General features: G+C 43.2%; 18 protein-coding genes. 14 read left to right on the forward strand and 4 right to left on the reverse strand.

From position 1 onward, the window contains the following. The first annotated feature begins 74 nt into the window (after positions 1 to 74). From sdhC to sucD, 9 genes are all read left to right on the forward strand, one after another. A complete protein-coding gene (sdhC, locus tag ACP7BU_RS08390; RefSeq protein WP_085064488.1) occupies positions 75 to 473 on the forward strand; it encodes a succinate dehydrogenase, cytochrome b556 subunit in 399 nt (132 codons plus the stop codon). After that, positions 473 to 838, forward strand: a complete 366-nt coding sequence (sdhD, locus tag ACP7BU_RS08395) for a succinate dehydrogenase, hydrophobic membrane anchor protein (protein WP_004279431.1) — start codon at positions 473 to 475, stop codon at positions 836 to 838. The genes sdhC and sdhD overlap by 1 nt, the downstream gene beginning before the upstream one ends. A gap of 12 nt (positions 839 to 850) precedes the next feature. Continuing rightward, entirely contained in the window at positions 851 to 2,749 is a 1,899-nt protein-coding gene (locus tag ACP7BU_RS08400) for an FAD-binding protein (RefSeq protein WP_004646289.1), read from the forward strand. A 14-nt stretch (positions 2,750 to 2,763) separates the two neighbouring features. Beyond that, entirely contained in the window at positions 2,764 to 3,474 is a 711-nt protein-coding gene (locus ACP7BU_RS08405; protein WP_004279433.1) for a succinate dehydrogenase iron-sulfur subunit, read from the forward strand. Positions 3,475 to 4,296: 822 nt separating this feature from the next. After that, on the forward strand, positions 4,297 to 7,119 hold the full coding sequence (locus tag ACP7BU_RS08410) for a 2-oxoglutarate dehydrogenase E1 component (RefSeq protein ID WP_425879719.1): 2,823 nt from the start codon (positions 4,297 to 4,299) through the stop codon (positions 7,117 to 7,119). An 18-nt stretch (positions 7,120 to 7,137) separates the two neighbouring features. Next, positions 7,138 to 8,352 carry a 2-oxoglutarate dehydrogenase complex dihydrolipoyllysine-residue succinyltransferase gene (odhB, locus tag ACP7BU_RS08415; RefSeq protein ID WP_004279435.1) on the forward strand — a complete coding sequence of 405 codons (1,215 nt, stop codon included), beginning with the start codon at positions 7,138 to 7,140 and terminating at the stop codon, positions 8,350 to 8,352. A 99-nt stretch (positions 8,353 to 8,451) separates the two neighbouring features. Then, positions 8,452 to 9,882, forward strand: a complete 1,431-nt coding sequence (gene lpdA, locus ACP7BU_RS08420; RefSeq protein WP_004279436.1) for a dihydrolipoyl dehydrogenase — start codon at positions 8,452 to 8,454, stop codon at positions 9,880 to 9,882. Between the two features lie 170 nt (positions 9,883 to 10,052). Next, positions 10,053 to 11,219, forward strand: a complete 1,167-nt coding sequence (gene sucC, locus ACP7BU_RS08425; RefSeq protein ID WP_425879721.1) for an ADP-forming succinate--CoA ligase subunit beta — start codon at positions 10,053 to 10,055, stop codon at positions 11,217 to 11,219. A 12-nt stretch (positions 11,220 to 11,231) separates the two neighbouring features. Next, complete coding sequence (gene sucD / locus ACP7BU_RS08430; protein WP_004646291.1) at positions 11,232 to 12,122, forward strand: succinate--CoA ligase subunit alpha; 891 nt, start codon at positions 11,232 to 11,234, stop codon at positions 12,120 to 12,122. 65 nt (positions 12,123 to 12,187) lie between these two features. Here the strand turns inward: sucD and ACP7BU_RS08435 are convergent, their stop codons facing one another. From ACP7BU_RS08435 to ACP7BU_RS08445, 3 genes are all read right to left on the reverse strand, one after another. Then, the gene (locus ACP7BU_RS08435; protein ID WP_425879723.1) at positions 12,188 to 13,894 is read right to left on the reverse strand and encodes a flotillin family protein; all 1,707 of its coding nucleotides are present in this window, start codon (positions 13,892 to 13,894) and stop codon (positions 12,188 to 12,190) included. A 37-nt stretch (positions 13,895 to 13,931) separates the two neighbouring features. Then, positions 13,932 to 14,567 carry a YqiJ family protein gene (locus ACP7BU_RS08440; RefSeq protein WP_004730256.1) on the reverse strand — a complete coding sequence of 212 codons (636 nt, stop codon included), beginning with the start codon at positions 14,565 to 14,567 and terminating at the stop codon, positions 13,932 to 13,934. A gap of 313 nt (positions 14,568 to 14,880) precedes the next feature. Continuing rightward, positions 14,881 to 15,423: a hypothetical protein gene (locus tag ACP7BU_RS08445; RefSeq protein ID WP_071850591.1), complete on the reverse strand. Its 543-nt coding sequence runs from the start codon at positions 15,421 to 15,423 to the stop codon at positions 14,881 to 14,883. 323 nt (positions 15,424 to 15,746) lie between these two features. On the opposite strand from ACP7BU_RS08445, the gene cysD reads away from it, so the two are divergent. From cysD to ACP7BU_RS08460, 3 genes are all read left to right on the forward strand, one after another. After that, positions 15,747 to 16,661: a sulfate adenylyltransferase subunit CysD gene (gene cysD, locus ACP7BU_RS08450; protein WP_004730252.1), complete on the forward strand. Its 915-nt coding sequence runs from the start codon at positions 15,747 to 15,749 to the stop codon at positions 16,659 to 16,661. A gap of 144 nt (positions 16,662 to 16,805) precedes the next feature. After that, positions 16,806 to 18,422, forward strand: coding sequence for a sulfate adenylyltransferase subunit CysN (gene cysN / locus ACP7BU_RS08455; protein ID WP_425879726.1), 1,617 nt, complete (start codon positions 16,806 to 16,808; stop codon positions 18,420 to 18,422). A gap of 145 nt (positions 18,423 to 18,567) precedes the next feature. Next, entirely contained in the window at positions 18,568 to 18,840 is a 273-nt protein-coding gene (locus ACP7BU_RS08460; protein WP_004279462.1) for a hypothetical protein, read from the forward strand. A gap of 69 nt (positions 18,841 to 18,909) precedes the next feature. Here the strand turns inward: ACP7BU_RS08460 and ACP7BU_RS08465 are convergent, their stop codons facing one another. Continuing rightward, positions 18,910 to 19,254 carry a thioredoxin family protein gene (locus ACP7BU_RS08465; protein ID WP_071850594.1) on the reverse strand — a complete coding sequence of 115 codons (345 nt, stop codon included), beginning with the start codon at positions 19,252 to 19,254 and terminating at the stop codon, positions 18,910 to 18,912. A 130-nt stretch (positions 19,255 to 19,384) separates the two neighbouring features. Between ACP7BU_RS08465 and ACP7BU_RS08470 the strand changes: the two genes are divergently transcribed. Together ACP7BU_RS08470 and ACP7BU_RS08475 are read left to right on the forward strand one after the other, a co-directional pair. After that, positions 19,385 to 20,377 carry an NAD(P)H-quinone oxidoreductase gene (locus ACP7BU_RS08470; RefSeq protein WP_425879728.1) on the forward strand — a complete coding sequence of 331 codons (993 nt, stop codon included), beginning with the start codon at positions 19,385 to 19,387 and terminating at the stop codon, positions 20,375 to 20,377. A gap of 215 nt (positions 20,378 to 20,592) precedes the next feature. Further along, the gene (locus tag ACP7BU_RS08475; protein ID WP_004646307.1) at positions 20,593 to 20,796 is read left to right on the forward strand and encodes a hypothetical protein; all 204 of its coding nucleotides are present in this window, start codon (positions 20,593 to 20,595) and stop codon (positions 20,794 to 20,796) included. Positions 20,797 to 20,879 lie beyond the last annotated feature (83 nt).

Below are 20,879 nucleotides of genomic sequence, written 5' to 3' on the forward strand. Positions count from 1 at the left end.
TGTATTTGCCTAAGAATGCCAGCTTTCCTTCGAATTAATTCCAACAAACTCCGGATGGAGTTTTTACTTACAGGATGCCCGCTGTGAAAAGCAACAGACCTGTCAATTTGTCCATGGGTCAAGTTTTAGAAGTAAACTTAAAATCACCCGTGGCTATTGCATCAATTCTACACCGTCTTTCAGGTGTTATCGTATTCTTACTCGTACCGGTCCTTCTATGGATTTTAGACAAGTCATTGTCTTCGCCTGAAGGTTTTGCGCAAGTTCAAGAAATCTTTAACGGTTTCATTGTTCGTTTCATTGTATGGGTATTTGTCGCCGGCTTGATTTTTCACTTTATTGCGGGTGTTAAGCATTTACTTGCTGACATTGGCGTTGCTGAAGAACTAGAAAGTGGCCGTGTTGCATCTACTATCGCATTAATCTTGTCTGCAATCGGTATTGTTGCAGCATTTGTATGGATCGTACTCTAATGAAAAGCGCTACTGGTTTAACAGGTTCAGGTTCTCGCGATTGGTTTCTCCAACGTGTCAGTGCTGTAGTTCTAGCTGTTTATACCGTTGTTGTACTGGGTTGGATTCTACTGAATGGTGGTTTCAACTTTGAACAGTGGTACGGCTTTATGATGACAGTTCCAATGAAGATCATGTCTTTGTTGGCGGTCTTATCTCTTGTTGCACACGCATGGATCGGCATGTGGCAGGTATTCACGGATTATGTGACTACTCGTCAAATGGGTCCTTCAGCTTCAGGTTTACGCCTTGTACTGACTTCAGCAGTGATCATTGCTGTACTTGCATATGCAATCTGGGCGATCCAGATTTTTTGGGCGAATTGATAGGAAACAATCATGGGCGCTATAAACCCTAAAGAAGATTACACAAATATTCCGCATGAAACTTTCGATGCTGTCATCGTTGGTGGTGGTGGTTCAGGTATGCGTGCGTCTTACCAACTTGCTCAAGCTGGTTTGAAAGTTGCGGTTCTTACTAAAGTATTCCCAACTCGTTCGCACACTGTTGCAGCGCAGGGTGGTATTGGTGCATCTCTTGGTAACATGCAAGAAGATAACTGGCACTACCACTTCTACGACACTGTAAAAGGTTCGGACTGGTTAGGTGACCAAGACGCAATCGAGTTCATGACTCGTGAAGCGCCTCAAGTGGTTTATGAACTTGAACATCTAGGTATGCCATTTGACCGTAATGCTGACGGTACAATTTACCAGCGTCCATTCGGTGGTCACTCAGCAAACTACGGTGAAAAAGCTGTGCCACGTGCATGCGCTGCTGCCGATCGTACCGGTCACGCACTTCTTCACACGCTTTATCAAAGCAACGTGAAAATGGGCACTCAATTCTTCGTTGAATGGATTGCGCTTGACCTGATCCGTAACGAAAAAGGCGACGTTCTTGGTGTTACAGCAATTGATCAGGAAACTGGTAAAATTGCAGTATTCCAAGCAAAAGCGACTTTGTTCGCTACTGGTGGTGCTGGTCGTGTGTACCGTGCATCTACAAATGCTTATATCAACACTGGTGACGGTCTTGGTATGGCTGCTCGTGCAGGTATTCCATTACAAGATATGGAATTCTGGCAATTCCACCCAACGGGTGTTGCGGGCGCAGGCGTATTGTTGACTGAAGGTTGTCGTGGTGAAGGTGCAATCCTTCGTAACAAAGACGGCGAACCGTTCATGGAACGTTATGCACCAACTTTGAAAGACTTGGCGCCACGTGACTTCGTATCACGTTCTATGGACCAAGAGATCAAAGAAGGTCGTGGTTGTGGTCCTAAAGGCGATTACATCCTGCTTGATATGACGCACTTGGGTGCTGACACGATCATGAAACGTCTTCCATCTGTATTCGAGATTGGTAAGAAATTCGCGAACGTTGACATCACTAAAGAGCCAATTCCTGTAGTACCAACAATTCATTACCAAATGGGTGGTATTCCAACGAATATTCATGGTCAAGTGGTTGTTCCTGAGTCTCGTGAAACTGAAGCGCTTGTTGCTAACTACAATAAAGACACCGACGTTTACTCTACAAATGCCGAAGGTCGTGACTTTGCTAAGCCAGTAAAAGGCTTCTATGCAATCGGTGAATGTTCATGTGTATCTGTACACGGTGCGAACCGTCTAGGTACGAACTCATTGCTTGACTTGGTTGTATTTGGTAAGGCTGCTGGTCAACATATCATTGAATATGTGACTAAACAGCACGATGGCGAATATGAGCCACTTCCAACAACTGTGCTTCAAGAAACTGTTGAACGTATTCGTAAACTTGACGAATCGACTACAGGTGAGAATGCTCAAGACGTTGCTGATGCAATCCGTGACATCGTTCAAGACCACGCTGGTGTATTCCGTACATCTGCGCTTCTAGACGAAGGTGTGAAACAGATTCTTGCAATTGAACCGCGCGTACGCAACATTCACTTGAAAGACAAATCTAAAGTATTCAACACTGCACGTATTGAAGCACTTGAAGTTGAAAACTTGTATGAAGTTGCGAAAGCAACGCTTATTTCAGCTGCTGCTCGTAAAGAATGCCGTGGTGCACATACGGTTGTAGACTTTGAAGAGTCTCCAGACCATGCTGAATACCCATATGGTCGTCGTGATGATGAGTGGATGAAGCACACTTTATGGTTCTCTGCGGACAACCGTCTAGAGTACAAGCCAGTTCGTTACCGTCCATTGTCGGTTGACGCGATTCCACCTAAACCACGTACATTCTAATCAGGAGAATTCAGATGAGTAGAGGTACTCGTACATTTCATATCTACCGCTACGATCCTGACAAGGATAAAGCACCGTACATGCAAACTTTCAAACTTGAGCTGACTGACAAGCACCGTATGTTGCTTGACGCACTTCTTGCGTTGAAAGTACAGGACGAGACTTTAACGTTCCGTCGTTCGTGCCGTGAAGGTATTTGTGGTTCTGATGGCGTGAATATCAATGGTAAAAACGGTTTGGCGTGTCTTTGGAACCTGAACGATTTACCAAATGAAATTACTGTTCGTCCATTGCCTGGTCTTCCTGTAGTGAAAGACTTGGTGGTTGACATGAACCAGTTCTATGATCAGTACAACAAGATCCATCCATTCTTGATCAACAACCAACCTGCGCCTCCTAAGGAACGTTTACAGTCTCCTGAAGAGCGTGAGCATCTTGATGGTCTGTATGAATGTATTCTATGTGCATGCTGTTCAACTTCATGCCCGTCATTCTGGTGGAACCCGGACAAGTTCTTGGGTCCTTCAGCATTGTTGAACGCTTACCGCTTCATCATTGACTCGCGTGATACGGGAACACAAGAGCGTTTGGCTCGTCTAGACGACCCGTTCTCATTGTTCCGTTGTAAAGGCATCATGAACTGTGTATCTGTATGTCCTAAAGGCTTGAACCCAACTAAAGCAATCGGTCACATCCGTAATATGCTTTTAGATATGGCAGGCTAATAGGCTGCTCTTCGCAGTTTAGAAAAAAGCACACCTTCAGGTGTGCTTTTTTTATGCAAATTATTGGAAAAATTAAAAAATCATAAGATAAAAACAAAGATACTATACTTAAAATGTATAAAGTTGAGTGAAACAGTCAGGAAAAGGGTAATGGCTTTGAGCGCCATATAAGAAGAACATGTGATTATTTTGGGTATTTATGATTTTTAGATGTAAAACTGACCTGAAAAATAGCAAGAACGATGTTATTATATAACGGAAATTTAAGGAGGGAGTGGATTGAAAGGTTTGCTCTCTTTTTATTTATCGGAAATGCTTAGGACTTAAGTCTACATTGAATCTATTTTTGAGATAAAGCACCATATATTAGAGTAAAATATCTGAACTGTATTTAGCCAATTTATGGAAGGTATGTGTCAAAAAAATCAATTGAAAAGTTGAGAACATGTTAGCATTTAGCCCATGACTATGTTTAAAAAATGCCACGCCAGGTACATTTTTTAAACACTGCATAATCAGGGACTGGTATATAAAAGGTAGACCCGAGTCGCTTTAGAAAAAATCTTTGTTAATTCTTGCTTTTTTCTAAGTCGATTTGCAAAAAATTGCCCGGTTTCGATCGGGTATTCAATGAGTGATGATGCCGCTGAGGGGCGTTATTGTTCATTAAACATATCAAGATTTTCTTGGTGTGGTGATAACGCCTCATGGCTTATGCCTTATGGGGGACTAGTATCATATTACCAATTTGATGCTAATAATCCTGGGTTTTGCTTAAAAAGCATCCTGAAAATGTTTTTGCAATAGGAAATGGGTCCACAAATGCAAGAAGTTGCTGACGCTCTGCGTCTTGACACTGAACTTTCCGCTGATAGTGCAGCGTATATTGAAGAACTTTATGAGCAGTATCTGACTGCTCCAGACTCAGTGGGTGCTGACTGGAGAGCGTACTTCGATAAATTCCCAAAAGGTGATCAACCACACAGTAATGTACGTGAGCAATTCCTACTTTTAGGTCGCAATTCAAGCCGTATTCAGCCTATTGTTCAGTCGACAGTCAGCTCAGAGCATGAACGTCGTCAAATTGGCGTGCTACAGCTGATTGCTGCGTACCGTAACCGTGGCCACCAGAAAGCAAAACTGGATCCATTAGGTTTGGCGAAGCGTGAAGTTGTGCCTGATCTAGATCTTGCTGCGCATGGTTTGACTCAGTCTGACTTAGACACAGTATTCAATACTGGTAACCTGGCGATCGGTAAAGAAGAAGCGACTTTGGTTGAAATGGTTCAGTCAATGGAAGCCACTTACTGTGGTTCAATCGGTGCTGAATACATGCACATCGTGGACACCAAAGAAAAACGTTGGATTCAACAACGTCTAGAAAGTGCACGCGGTCAATATGGCTTCAATGCTGATCAAAAGAAACATGTCCTTGAGCGTTTAACTGCGGCTGAAGGCCTAGAAAAATATCTTGGTAATAAATTCGTTGGTGCCAAACGTTTCGGCGTTGAAGGTGGTGAAGCATTCATCCCGATGGTCAACGAAATTATTCAGCGTGCAGGTTCTGTAGGCTGTAAAGAAGTTGTGATCGGTATGCCTCACCGCGGCCGTTTAAACCTTCTTGTTAACATCATGGGTAAGAACCCGGCTGACCTGTTTGGTGAGTTCGAAGGTAAATCTATTCACAAGAAAGGTTCTGGTGACGTTAAGTATCACCAAGGCTTCTCTTCAAACGTGATGACTCCAGGTGGCGAAGTTCACTTGGCATTGGCGTTTAACCCGTCACACCTTGAAATCGTTGGCCCTGTGGTTGAAGGTTCAGTACGTGCACGTCAAGTACGTCGTAAAGACATTGGCGGCGATGACGTATTGCCACTAATCGTACATGGTGATGCTGCATTTGCAGGTCAGGGCGTCAACCAGGAAACTTTCCAGATGTCACAAACTCGCGGTTATACCGTGGGTGGTACAGTGCACATTGTGATTAACAACCAGGTTGGTTTCACGACGTCTGATCCACGTGACGCGCGTTCTACAGAATACTGTACTGACATCGCAAAAATGATTCAGGCACCGATCTTCCATGTCAATGGTGATGATCCTGAAGCTGTGGTGTTCATTTCACAACTGGCACATGACTTCCGTCATACGTTCCGTAAAGATGTTGTGATTGACATGTTCTGCTACCGTCGTCGTGGTCATAACGAAGCGGATGAGCCAGCTGCAACTCAACCAATGATGTATCAAGTGATTAACAAGAAAGCGACTACGCGTACGCTTTATGCTGATCAGCTGGTACAACAGGGTGTTCTTGATCGCGCAAGTGCAGATCAAATGGTTGAAAATTACCGTGCAGACCTGGAAGCGGGTAATCACGTTGCCAATGCACTGGTACTTGAACCAAACAAAAAAATGTTTGTGGACTGGACGCCTTACTTAGGTCATGAGTACACAGACGAGTGGGATACAACTTTCCCAATCGAACGTCTGAAAGAGCTTGGCAAGAAAATGCGTGAGCTTCCTGAAGGCTTCGTGATGCAGCGTCAAGTTGCTAAAGTGATCGATGATCGTCTGAAAATGCAAACGGGCGAAATGCCACTGAACTGGGGTGCTGCTGAAACTCTAGCGTATGCAACTGTACTAGATGATGGTTACTTGCTTCGTTTAACAGGTGAAGATGTAGGTCGTGGTACTTTCTCACACCGTCATGCAAAACTGCATAATCAGGTAGATGGTTCAACTTATCTTCCACTGTGTAACCTGAAAGAAAACCAGCCGCGTACTGCAATCTATGACTCTTTGTTGTCAGAAATGGCTGTATTGGCATTTGAATATGGTTATGCGACGACTCTTCCTAAGAGTTTGATCATCTGGGAAGCGCAATTCGGTGACTTTGCAAACTGTGCACAGGTTGTAATTGACCAGTTCATCTCATCTGGTGAAACCAAATGGGAGCGTGTATGTGGCTTAACCATGCTTCTTCCACACGGTTTTGAAGGTCAAGGTCCAGAGCATTCATCTGCACGTTTGGAACGTTTCTTGCAGCTATGTGCTGAAGACAACATGCAAGTCATCACACCGACCACGCCTGCGCAGATTTTCCACGCATTACGTCGTCAAGCGATTCGTCCAATCCGTAAGCCATTGATTGTTACTTCGCCGAAATCTTTACTTCGTCACAAGCTTGCTGTATCTAGCCTTGAAGAGCTTGCAAACGGTACATTCCAAACCGTGATTGATGAAGTAGACAACATCAACAAGTCAGATGTAACCCGTCTGGTTCTGTGTGGTGGTAAGGTGTATTACGACCTAGTTGAAAAACGTCGTGAAAAAGAATTGAACAACACTGCAATTGTACGTATTGAACAATTATATCCATACCCAGAAAAACGCCTGGCAGAAGTGCTTGCGCAATATCCAAACGTTAAAGAACTTGTTTGGGCGCAAGAAGAACCGAAGAACCAAGGCGCTTGGTTGTTCATCGCACCGCGTCTATATGACGACGTGATGAAAGCGGGTAAACAAGTACGTATTAGCTATGCAGGCCGTGAAGCTTCTGCTGCACCGGCATGTGGTTCACCATATTTGCATGCAAAACAACAAGCTCAGCTCATCAACGACGCGCTTGCGATCGACGCTGAATAATCCAGGAGATTCTAAGTAATGGCAACCGAAATTAAAGCACCGGTATTCCCAGAGTCAGTTGCGGACGGTACGATCGCAACTTGGCACAAACAACCAGGTGAAGCAGTGTCACGTGATGAAGTGATCTGCGATATTGAGACTGATAAAGTTGTTTTAGAAGTTGTTGCTCCTGCAGACGGTACACTTGCATCTATTATTAAAGGTGAAGGCGATACTGTTCTTTCAGCTGAAGTCATTGCACAGTTTGAAGAAGGTGCTGTTTCTGGCGCTACACAAACTCAAGCAGTTCAGTCTGAAGAGAAAGTTGAACAAGCTGCTGCGCAAACTGAAGCGGGTAATGCACCGATCGTTGAACGTCAACAAGTACAGGATCAGGCTCCAGCAGTGCGTAAAGCATTGACTGAATCTGGTGTTGCAGCTGCTGACGTTGCAGGTACAGGCCGTGGCGGTCGCATCACGAAAGAAGATGTGGCAAATCATCAAGCGAAACCGGCAGCACCTGCAGCGCAACCATTAAGCGTTGCAGTGGGCGAGCGTATCGAAAAACGTGTTCCTATGACTCGCCTTCGTAAGCGTGTTGCTGAACGTTTACTTGCAGCGACTCAAGAAACTGCAATGTTGACCACGTTCAACGAAGTGAACATGAAACCAATCATGGAAATGCGTGCTCAATACAAAGATGCATTCGAGAAGCGTCATGGTGCGCGTCTTGGCTTCATGTCATTCTTCGTTAAAGCAGCAACTGAAGCACTTAAACGCTATCCAGCGGTAAATGCTTCAATTGATGGCGATGACATCGTGTATCACGGTTACTACGACATTGGTGTTGCAGTTTCATCTGAGCGTGGTCTAGTGGTTCCTGTACTTCGTGATACAGACCGCATGAACTATGCTGAAGTTGAAAACGGCATCCGTGCATATGCTGGCAAGGCACGTGACGGTAAACTGGGTATCGAAGATATGACTGGCGGTACATTCACTATTACTAATGGTGGTACTTTCGGTTCATTGCTTTCTACACCAATTCTAAATACACCACAAACTGCGATTCTGGGTATGCATAAAATCCAGGAACGTCCGATGGCGGTGAATGGTCAAGTAGAAATCTTGCCAATGATGTACCTTGCACTGTCTTATGACCACCGTTTAATCGATGGTAAAGAAGCAGTCGGTTTCCTTGTAACAATCAAAGAATTGTTAGAAGAGCCAGCGCGTCTGATCCTTGATCTGTAATTTATTCATTAAAAATCTCCCCTAACCCCTCTTTAAAAAGAGGGGAAGATCCCCCTTTGGAAAAGGGGGATTAATAAGGGGGATTAGTTGGAGATAAACATGTCTCAATTCGATTTAGTCGTAATTGGTGGTGGCCCGGGCGGCTACGAAGCAGCAATTCGTGCAGCTCAACTTGGTTTTAAAGTTGCGTGTATCGAAAAACGTATTCATAAAGGTAAACCATCTTTAGGTGGTACTTGCTTAAACGTCGGTTGTATCCCGTCTAAAGCTTTACTTGATTCTTCACATCGTTATGAAGATACAGTTCAACATCTAGATGACCATGGTATTACGACTGGTGAAGTTAAATTCGATCTTTCTAAAATGCTGGCTCGTAAAGACAAAGTTGTAGATCAATTGACTGGCGGTATCGATCAGTTACTTAAAGGTAATGGCATCGAGTGGTTAAAAGGTACGGGTAAACTGCTTGCAGGTAAAAAAGTAGAATTTGTTTCTCACGAAGGTGAAACTCAAGTTTTAGAGCCTAAATATGTGATTCTTGCGACGGGTTCTGTACCAGTAAATATTCCAGTGGCTCCTGTAGATCAAGACTTAATTGTTGATTCTACTGGCGCGCTTGAATTCCCAGAAGTACCTAAGCGTTTAGGTGTAATTGGTGCGGGCGTGATCGGTCTTGAGCTTGGTTCTGTATGGCGTCGTTTGGGTGCTGAAGTTGTTGTATTTGAAGCAATGGATGCATTCTTACCAATGGCTGATAAAGCATTGGCAAAAGACTTCCAAAAACTGTTGACTAAGCAAGGTATGGATATCCGTATCGGTGCAAAAGTTGCAGGTACTGAAATCAATGGTCGTGAAGTAACGGTTAAATATAACCAAGCTGGTGAAGACAAAACTGAAACTTTCGATAAATTGATCGTTTGTGTCGGTCGTCGCGCATATGCTGAAGGTTTATTGGCTGATGATTCAGGCATTAAATTGACTGAACGCGGTTTGGTTGAAGTCAACGATTGGTGTGCAACTTCAGTTGAAGGCGTATACGCAATTGGTGACTTGGTACGTGGTCCAATGCTTGCGCATAAAGCAATGGAAGAAGGCGTAATGGCGGTTGAGCGTATTCACGGTCATGCTGCACAAGTGAACTATGACACCATTATTTCTGTAATTTACACACATCCGGAAGCGGCGTGGGTAGGTTTAACAGAACAGCAAGCGACTGAAAAAGGTCACGAAGTTAAAACGGGTCAATTCGGTTTTGCTGTGAACGGTCGTGCTTTAGCTGCGGGTGAAGGTGCCGGTTTCGTGAAGTTTGTTGCTGATGCAAAAACGGATCGTTTACTCGGTATGCACGTGATTGGACCTGCTGCGTCTGATATCGTTCACCAAGGTATGATCGCACTTGAGTTCGTATCTTCAGTAGAAGATCTACAATTGATGACTTTTGGTCACCCAACTTTCTCTGAAGTGGTACATGAAGCTGCACTTGCGGTTGATGGTCGTGCGATTCACGCGATCCAACGTAAGCGTAAGTAATTCGAAAAAAGAGCGACTTAGGTCGCTCTTTTTACATTTCATGGTTGTTTTTATTGGAACAATCATCTAAAAATAAAGATAACGATTTTAAGAAATGCTGGTACTGCTTTGACGGACGTCTGGGTGCTAGTGGGTTATAACAAGGCAAAGAAGTAATAAAAGGTTATTCAATGAATTTACATGAGTATCAAGCAAAAGCGCTATTAAAAAAATATGGTATGCCTGTACAGGAAGGAATACTAGCCACCAATGCCGATGAAACGGTGCATGCTTTCGAGCAGCTGGGTGGAAAGTTCGCAGTATTGAAAGCACAGGTGCATGCGGGTGGCCGGGGTAAGGCTGGTGGGGTAAAAGTGGTAAAATCGGCTGCCGAGGCTGCTGAATATGCCAACCAGATTATTGGTTCACGCTTGGTGACTTACCAGACTGATGCCAATGGTCAGCCGGTCAATAGCATTTTAGTCTCTGAGGATGTTTATCCGGTTGAGCGCGAGCTGTACTTGGGCGCTGTGGTGGATCGCTCGACTCGCCGCATCACTTTTATGGCATCGACTGAAGGCGGTGTTGAAATTGAGAAAGTGGCCGAAGAAACCCCTGAAAAAATTATTAAAGTTGAGGTTGATCCTTTAGTCGGTTTAATGCCATTTCAGGCACGCGAAGTTGCTTTTGCACTTAAACTCAAAGATGGACAAATTAATCAGTTTGTTAAAGTCATGAAGGCTGCTTATCAGGCATTTGTAGATAATGATTTTGCACTTTTCGAAATCAATCCGTTGTCTGTGCGTGAAAATGGCGACATTCTGTGTGTTGATGCCAAAATCGGAATTGATTCAAATGCGCTGTACCGTTTGCCTGAAGTCGCTGCACTGCGTGATAAGTCTCAGGAAAATGAACGTGAGTTAAAAGCGTCTGAGTTTGATCTGAACTATGTGGCTTTAGAGGGTAACATTGGTTGTATGGTCAATGGTGCCGGTCTTGCCATGGCAACCATGGATATTATCAAGCTTTATGGCGGTCAACCAGCCAACTTCCTGGATGTTGGTGGTGGTGCAACCAAAGAGCGCGTGATTGAAGCCTTTAAAATTATCTTGGCAGATAATTCTGTTCAAGGTGTATTAATCAATATTTTTGGTGGAATTGTACGTTGTGACATGATTGCTGAAGCAATTATTGCAGCGGTTCAGGAAGTAAATGTGACCGTTCCCGTAGTTGTTCGCCTCGAAGGCAATAATGCGGAACTGGGCGCAAAATTACTGGATGAATCAGGTTTAAAATTGATTTCTGCACATGGTCTTGCTGATGCTGCAGAAAAAATCGTTGCTGCTGTAAAAGCTTAAGGAGTATCTAACATGAGCGTATTAGTTAATAAAGACACTAAAGTATTGGTACAGGGCTTTACAGGCAAAAACGGTACATTCCATTCTGAACAGGCTTTAGCCTACGGCACTAAAGTCGTGGGTGGTGTAACCCCGGGTAAAGGTGGTCAAACCCATTTAGAATTGCCTGTATTTAATACCATGCGTGAAGCAGTGAAAGAAACAGGTGCAGATGCTTCAGTGATTTATGTTCCGGCACCCTTTGTACTGGACTCTATTGTTGAAGCGGTTGATTCTGGCATTGAGTTAATTGTGGTAATTACTGAAGGTGTACCGACCATCGACATGCTTAAAGCCAAACGTTATCTGGAAACCAATGGTAATGGCACACGTCTGATTGGACCAAACTGTCCGGGTATTATTACGCCGGGTGAATGTAAGATCGGGATTATGCCGGGTCATATCCATCAACCAGGTAAAATCGGGATCATTTCGCGCTCAGGCACATTGACTTATGAAGCCGTAGCACAAACCACGAAGCTGGGTCTGGGTCAGTCGACCTGTATCGGGATTGGTGGAGACCCAATTCCAGGCATGAACCAGATTGACTGCTTGAAACTGTTCCAGGAAGATCCACAAACTGAAGCTATCATTATGATTGGTGAGATTGGCGGTACTGCGGAAGAAGAAGCTGCGGAATATATTCAATCGAATGTGACTAAGCCAGTTGTTGGTTATATTGCGGGTGTGACTGCACCTAAAGGCAAACGTATGGGTCACGCAGGTGCGATTATTTCAGGTGGTAAGGGCACAGCAGAAGAAAAGTTTGCTGCCTTTGAGCGTGCGGGTATGGCGTATACACGTAGTCCAGCCGAACTTGGTTCAACCATGCTGCAAGTATTAAAAGATAAAGGTTTAGTTTGATATTCACATTAGACCTTTAATAAAAAAGCTCCCAGATGGGAGCTTTTTTATATCTCAGTCTATTTTTAAGTTTTAGCTTTAAGGCTTTGGGTCATCCCATTAATATCTCCACCCTGAATACCGAGCTCACTCATCAGGCTGTCAATGAGCGGTGCCTGGCTACGATAACGCAGGGCGCTATTCACCACCTGATCTGAAAGAGCAACATTACTATTCTCATGATGGGCATCTGCCTGACAGGCACCGGCATGACCGCCATGTAGGCCATTCACCTGGAGAATCTTGATATCATCAATATTCTCCATTGGCTTGACACTTTCTCTGATAATTTCAGGCAAGTATTTCAGCATGGCCAGACGAATCTGCATTTCGACCTGTTCAGGTGACAGGACGTTATTGGCTTCATTGACCGCACGTGTACCTTCAGCATCCACCTGATACTGTTTCTCCATTGCCTGAGCCAGTAGAATTTTCGCATCCGCTTCGCCCTTGGCTTTAAGGCGGACTTTTTCTGCTTCCGCCTCAGCCGCAATCCGCACTGCTTCTGCATCATCTGCTGCCGCTTGTTTGCCAGCTTCAGCGGCAACTGTAATGGCAATTGCATCTTTTTCAGCATGTTCTTTGGCTGCGACCAGCTCAACTGCCTTTTGACGCTCTGCTTGCTGGATTTGACGTACGGTGATGACTTCTTCTTCCGCTTTTACCGCTTGTGCACGCGCCTGATCGGCTTGGGCTTTAGCTTCAGATTCAGCACGTGATTTTTCCGCAATGGCAATGGCGCGGTCCTGTTCAGCGAGTTCAATGGTTTTCTTTTGCTCGACCTGTGCTTTTTGAATCAGCTGAGCCTTTTGAATATTTTCATTTTCGACATCACGGGCTGCCAAAATACGCTTGAGTTCGACTTCTCGTTCAGCGGCAATTTGTGCTTCTTCTGCTTCACGTTTTTTGCCGGCTTCCTGAGCGGCAATTTCAGCCAGCTGTTCAGCACGGCGAATGGCAATTTCACGTTCTTGTTGCAGCTTGGCATATTCTTCTTCACGAATAATTTGCAGGCGCGCCTGTTCAGCTTCCAGATTTTTGGTTTTGATCGCCAGATCGGTATCCTGTTCAATGTGGTTACGCTTGCGGCGACGATCTTCAATGGTTTCAGTGAGCTTGGTCAGACCTTCAGCATCAAATGCATTTTGCGGGTTGAAGTATTTAAATCCGGTCTGATCCAGTCCGGTTAGGGAAACCGTTTCAAGCTCCAGACCATTTTTATGTAAATCTTCCGAAACGACTTGCTGTACTTTTTGTACGAATTCGACGCGTTTTTCATGCAGTTCTTCCATGGCCATTTCTGCAGCCACTGCGCGCAGTGAATCAACGAACTTACCTTCCACCAGATTTTTTAGTTCATTCGGTGACATGGTTTTTTGACCAAGGGTTTGTGCTGCGGTGGCAATTGAATCTGCGGTAGGTTTGACTCGGACATAGAATTCGGCCATGACATCGACTCGCATACGGTCACGGGTAATCAGTGCCTGATCATCAGCACGGCGGACTTCAAGACGTAGGGTATTCATATTTACTGGAATGATTTCATGCAAGACAGGGAGCACGATTGCGCCTCCACCTAAAATCACTTTTTCTCCACCCCAACCGGTACGTACAAAGGAAATTTCCTTGCTTGAACGACGGTATAAACGTGCAATGATGAGACCGAAGGTCACCAGTGCTACAAAAATAATTCCCGCAATAATTAAAATATTATATAAATCAAATGTTAACATTGTTATAAAGTCTCAATTGAGTGCTAGCTAAATAAAATTAAAGTGCAATGGCTTGAAAGCCGTTCTTGGTTTTGTGGGTTAGAACTACATTCTGACCTTGATTTAGAATTTGATTGTTTTCTGGTTCAACCAGAACATAATGAGTCTGGCCATGTTGATCCCGGACTTTGGCTTGTGCGGGAGAATTCACTTTGGCATCTCCCAGAATAATGGTCGCGGTACGTCCGATGAGTTCATCACTGTAAATCGCGGAAGTTTCATCTTGGGGCAGGAGCTTACTGGCGGCCATGGCAAGAAAGCGCACCACAGGCATACACAGAAACAGGCAGGCCGGAGAAATCAGCCAAACATTAAACAGCTGGCTGGTCAGGCGCTCAAATATGCCCTGAATCAATAAACCGCTTAACCCATAACTGGTCAGAAAAATGATTAGCCAGATAAATAAAGGCAGACGCCCCAGATATAACCAGTCAAATACTTTGCTGAAAACACCCGGAGACTGATCCGGGCTTATTTCTGGTTGCAGGGGATCTTCAGGTAAAAACTGTTCAAAGATATGCTGAGAGCCGCCGCCAAGCAGCAATAGAATACATTCTAGTGCTGCAAACATCAGCATTAGGCTCAGGCTAATACTAAATACGATATTGGATGGATGCGTAAACAGTTCCCACATTTTTTTATCTCTATAATTATGTTTTTAGGAAAAGTATCTGAAAGTTTTTATTGATATAACGATAACAGTAATTGTTGATTTTGTATGTAAAAAAATAACAAAAAACCTTATAAACAAGGATTGAATATATTGATTATTTAATAATTATTAAACTATTAAAATTAATAATAAACTATAAGTTAAATGGATGTTTGAGCAAGTGATGTCATAGCGGCAATAGGAATTCTGAATAGCATGGCATTCTGTGTATGCTTGCCTGAGAAAGATATAGAGATACATCGACCTGAGTATCTCTAAATTTTTCTATTCAAGTCTAAAGCAGGGCAGTCTGAATCCGGACTTTCATATCTAAAGTCTGTTGCAGAATATAGTGTTGCATCCATTTGACCTGTTCGCCCATAGGATTGACCTTGACTGCAGTATTCAGGAAGTCGAGATTAGGCTGCTTGAAGAGCTGCTGTTGCAAGGTTTGCTCCAAAATCTGACTGTTGGTTGTCAAAGGTAATGCCACCAGATAGAACGCTTTAGGATAATTATAAAAGGCATATAATAAGTTAAAGGCTTTTTGATCACCTTTGAGGTTGCCAGCACCGATTTCGTAAGCTGCGTTCTGGTTGCTATAAGTAACGCCGATTAGAAATTCCCAATGACCTTCTTGCAAACGTAGACCAAACTGTAATCCGATTTGATCCGCGGTCAGCTCGTGTTGCAGATAGATATTTAAAGGCTTGCCATCATCACTGAAAGGTTCTTGCAAGACCAAAATATTTTGCTGGTGCTGATAAATATAACTAGCAAGCTGGGCCTGTTCCAGACGGGTTTTTACAGTGGCAAGATCAAAAGCGCTATAGGGCATAAACGAAGTATATCAATAGGGAGAATTGAGTCTTACTCTAGTAATTTTTTAACTATTTGAGAACCACTACTTTAGATTATTTTCCTAGGATTTTATTGGCTTAGCGACAGGGTAATATATAGCTATACCACACAATATCCTCGCTTGAATTGGGCAAATTATTGATTCATAAAAACTGATATTCATTATTGATGAATTTTTATATGAGCTTTTGATATATCAATATCATAAAACAAGCAATGGATAGGATAAGTAAATCACTATAATGAATATAAATTTTCAAAAGTGTCATAAGTACACGTTTTTCTAAGCTGGTGTTGTCCATGTCGTTAAATGAGGAAAGACTTACTCATCTCAAACAGCTTGAAGCTGAGAGTATTCATATCATCCGCGAAGTTGCTGCCGAGTTTGAAAATCCGGTCATGCTGTATTCGATTGGTAAAGATTCAGCGGTCATGCTGCATCTTGCGCTAAAAGCGTTCTACCCAGCAAAACTTCCATTTCCATTATTACATGTCGATACAGGCTGGAAGTTTAAAGACATGATCACTTTCCGGGACAATATGGCGAAAACCCATGGTTTCGATTTGATCGTGCATCAGAATAAAGAAGGGGTTGAGGCAGGTATTAACCCGTTCGACCACGGTAGTTCTAAATATACCGACATCATGAAAACTCAGGGCTTAAAACAGGCCCTGGATAAATACGGTTTTGATGCTGCTTTTGGTGGCGCGCGCCGTGATGAAGAAAAATCACGTGCCAAGGAACGTGTTTATTCATTCCGTGATTCGAAACATCGTTGGGATCCGAAAAACCAGCGTCCAGAACTTTGGAATCTTTACAACGGTAAAGTGAACAAGGGCGAAAGTATTCGTGTATTCCCATTATCTAACTGGACTGAGCTGGATATCTGGCAATACATCTATTTGGAAAGTATTCCATTAGTACCACTTTATTTGGCTGCAGAACGTCCTGTGGTTGAACGTAGTGGCACACTTATTATGGTTGATGATGAACGTATGCCTTTAAAAGAAGGTGAAGTTCCACAAATGAAATCGGTACGTTTCCGTACTTTGGGTTGTTATCCATTAACAGGTGCTGTGGAATCTACCGCCAATACCTTGCCGGAAATTATTCAGGAAATGTTGCTGGCAACCAGCTCTGAGCGTCAAGGTCGTATGATTGACCATGATGAAGCAGGCTCGATGGAGAAGAAGAAGCAGGAAGGCTACTTCTAATATCTATAAATCTCCCCCTAACCCCCTCCTTATGAAAGCGGGGGACTCCCAAAATAAAATGGAGGAAAGTCCTCCTTTATCAAAGGAGGACTTAGGTGGATTTAGATTTAACCGATTTCTAAAGAATATGTGGAGCTTTGAGCGATGTCTCATCAATCTGATTTAATCAGCCAAGATATCTTGAGCTATCTGAAACAACATGAAAATAAAGACCTGTTGCGTTTCCTGACTTGTGGTAACGTGGACGATGGTAAATCGACGTTAATCGGTCGTCTGCTGTACGATTCAAAATTGATTTATGAAGATCAATTACAGGCCGTGACCCGTGACTCGAAAAAAGTCGGTACGACAGGTGATGCACCTGACTTGGCACTTCTGGTCGATGGTTTACAAGCAGAGCGTGAGCAAGGCATTACCATTGATGTGGCCTATCGTTATTTCTCGACAGAAAAACGTAAGTTCATCATCGCGGACACGCCGGGACACGAACAGTACACTCGTAACATGGCGACAGGTGCATCGACGTGTGACCTTGCAATCATTTTGATTGATGCACGTTATGGCGTGCAAACCCAGACACGTCGTCATACCTTTATTGCGAGTTTGCTCGGGATCAAGAACATCATTGTTGCGATCAACAAGATGGACTTGGTGGAATTCTCTGAAACACGTTTCAATGAAATCCAGGCTGAATATGCGGCATTCGTTGCACAATTGGGCGATCGTAAACCAAGCAATATCATCTTTACGCCTATTTCTGCATTGAATGGCGATAACGTGGTGAACAAGTCAGCCAATACGCCATGGTACACTGGTGAAACGCTGATGGGTACACTTGAATCGGTGGAAATTAACCGTAGTTCAGCGAAGCAGGATTTCCGTTTCCCTGTGCAATACGTGAACCGTCCAAACCTTGACTTCCGTGGTTTCTGCGGTACGATCGCACTTGGCGATATCAATGTTGGCGATACCGTAACAGCATTACCTTCTGGTAAATCATCGACTGTCAAAGAAATTGTCACTTTTGATGGCAATCTTGAGCATGCAGTTGCAGGTCAGGCAGTGACTTTAACGCTTAACGATGAAATTGATATTTCACGTGGTAACGTGTTAATTCGTGCGGATCAAGCTGTTCCAAATATTTCCCGTTCAGTTCAAGCGACTGTTGTGTGGATGGCAGATCAACCACTTGTACTGGGTAAGCTGTACAACATCAAGATTGGTACGCAAACCGTTCCGGCAAAAGTAACGGCAATTCATTACCGTACCAACGTTAACACATTGGAAAAAGTTCAGGTGGATAAACTTGAGCTAAATGCAATCGCCAATGTGACTGTTGAATTTGATGCACCAGTGGTCTTTGACCGTTATCAAGACAGCCGTTTCACCGGTTCGTTTATCTTCATCGATCGTTTGAATAACGTGACGATTGGTGCTGGTATGGTGGAAGAATCAGTTGAATGGTCTGCACACGATGAGCCTGTCACTGCAGAAGCACGTGCGGCACGTTTGGGTCAAAAACCTGCTGCGGTGACTGTATCTGGTAAAGCTTTGGAAAATGCTCAGGCGCTAGAAAGCTTGCTGATTCAGCAAGGGATCGTTGCTATTGCTAAAGCAGGTTTGAATGCGGAGCAGGTTGCACTGGTTCGTGAAACTGGTGTGGTTGTGATTACCGATGCTGCTGAAGGTACAGACACGACTTTAACCGTAGATACAGTTGAAGAACTTGCTGAGAAGATTGTGGAATTGGTTCGTCTTTAAGACTGGACTGATTTGAAGAAACTCGCTGAAAAGCGGGTTTTTTATTGCCTAAATTTTGATTGCATGAAAATCATTCGATTAGTCAAAATGTGATCTTTCAATTTACTAGTCAATTAATACAATACTCCCTAGATTTGGGGAATATATGAAAAAATTAATATTGCTGGCTGGCTTGTGTGTGGCTTTTGGAGCTGAAGCCAAACAGAGCAGCCAAAGCGTTGAAGCAATCAAGCAAAAAATAATCCAGCAGTCGATTGAGAATTATCCGGGAAATTGTCCGTGTCCTTACAATACTGCAAGTAATGGTAGTCGCTGTGGTAAACGTAGTGCTTATAATCGTGCAGGCGGATATGCGCCCCTGTGTTATCCGGAAGATGTGAGTGATCGAATGGTAAAGGAATATAAAGGGCGTAGTTAATTAAAGGCTCCGTATTTAGATAGTGAGCTAAAAGAAATATTTTTGTTAGATTTGGCTTCACATGGGTAATTATTCATAAGAATCATTGAGGACTAAGGCCAGAATTGCTTTCATTTCGGTTAAACTTTTCACGCCTGCAATCCTTTTAATAATTTCTCCATTTCTAAAAATAAGCGTAGAAGGCAAACCATAGGCATTATAGCGCAAGGTTAAAATCGGAGACTGATCCACATTGATCTTGCCAAATTTAATCTCAGGATTTACCTCAGTATAGTATGTCGCCAGTTCGGCAAAGACCGGAAAATTCTGAACACAAGGCTTGCACCAGTCTGCATAAAAGCGAATCACAGCAAAACCTTCAAACCACTCAAAATCACTGTAATTGTTTTCATTATATTCGATCACTTGGGTCATGGTCGGCCTATTATCAATTTCCTGAATAGTCCCCCGATTATACATAAGTCCGATGTAGCTTCATTCCTCATGCTAACTATGTTCAAATAAGTCCAAGATATATGAAATGCATAGATTAGGGAAAGAAATCATGTCGCAACAAACCATGCAGCAAGTCATTATTACAGAACCAGGTGGTGTCGATAAACTTAGCTTTGAAACGGTCGCTATACCAGAAGCCAAGGCAGACGAAGTTCTGGTAAAAGTTCATGCCTTTGGTATTAACCGTCCAGATATCCTGCAGCGTCAAGGCTTATATCCGATGCCGAAAGGGGTAACGCCAGTTCCTGGCCTGGAAGTGGCAGGTGAGGTGGTTGCGATTGGTAGTGATGTAAGTCAGTTTAAAGTTGGTGATCAAGTCTGTGGTTTGACCAATGGTGGCGGTTATGCTGAATATTGCGTCATACCTGAAAGCCAGACCTTGAATATTCCTGAAGGCGTAAGTTTTGTACAGGCAGCGGCCATTCCTGAAACTTTCTTTACTGTATGGGCGAACGTGTTCCAGATGGGTAAGGCTAAAGCAGGGGAAACTGTACTGGTACATGGTGGAACGAGCGGGATTGGTACGACTGCTTTAATGTTGTGTAAATCACTTGGCATCAAAACCTTTGCAACTGTCGGTTCAGATGAAAAAGTTGTGGCTATTTCTGATTTAACCACGGCTATTAATTATAAAACTCAGGACTTTGAGCAAGTTATTAATGAAGCCACGGACAATGGTGGTGTCGATGTCATTTTAGATATGGTCGGTGCACCATATTTAGATCGTAATTTGAATTTGTTGCGCCGTGATGGACGTCTGGTCTATATCGCTTTCTTGGGTGGTGCCAAGGCCAAAGAAGTCAAACTGGGTCAAATCATGATGAAACGTCTGACCATTACCGGTTCGACCATGCGTGCACGCAGCACGGCTGAAAAAGCGGAAATTGCACAAGGCCTGAAAGAGCAGATTGCACCATTGTGGGCAAAAGGCGAATGTCTCCCGATGATCTATAAAACGTTTAAGTTCGATCAGATTCAGGATGCCCATGCCACAATGGATACTGGAGAGCATGTGGGTAAAGTTGTAGTTGAAATTATTTAATACGAGATAAGTGATTCAAAAAAAGCCAGTAATTTTACTGGCTTTTTTAAATTTTAAGTAAAATATTATTACAAATAAATATATAAAATCTTGAATAAAAATTAAAAAATGTTAACTGTTCGACACAACCTGTCAATTATGACACGTAAATTGCATGTATAGATAATTCCGACCAAATGGTTAAACATTCACATGAATGTGAGAGGGAAAATAAGATGAAAATTATTTCAACAGCATATAGTTCAAAACATAGTTTAAGAGCATTACGACGTATTCATAAAATGATTATTCGCGGAACCATCAGCTGGGTAGAGTTACATAAAATGTATCGGGCGATGCTGCATCTGGAGCGTTATATAGAAAGATTAACAATACAAAATCGTCATTCAAGCAAGAAAGCATCCAGAAAATCCAAATAAGATCTTGTATTTTTAGGGTGAATAAAGGGTCAAGATCTGATGCAAAAAAATATCTTAGACTTTGTCCTAATATTATTCATTGA

The organism is Acinetobacter sp. 40AMC3-4 (genome assembly GCF_049898185.1).
Taxonomy (GTDB): domain Bacteria; phylum Pseudomonadota; class Gammaproteobacteria; order Pseudomonadales; family Moraxellaceae; genus Acinetobacter.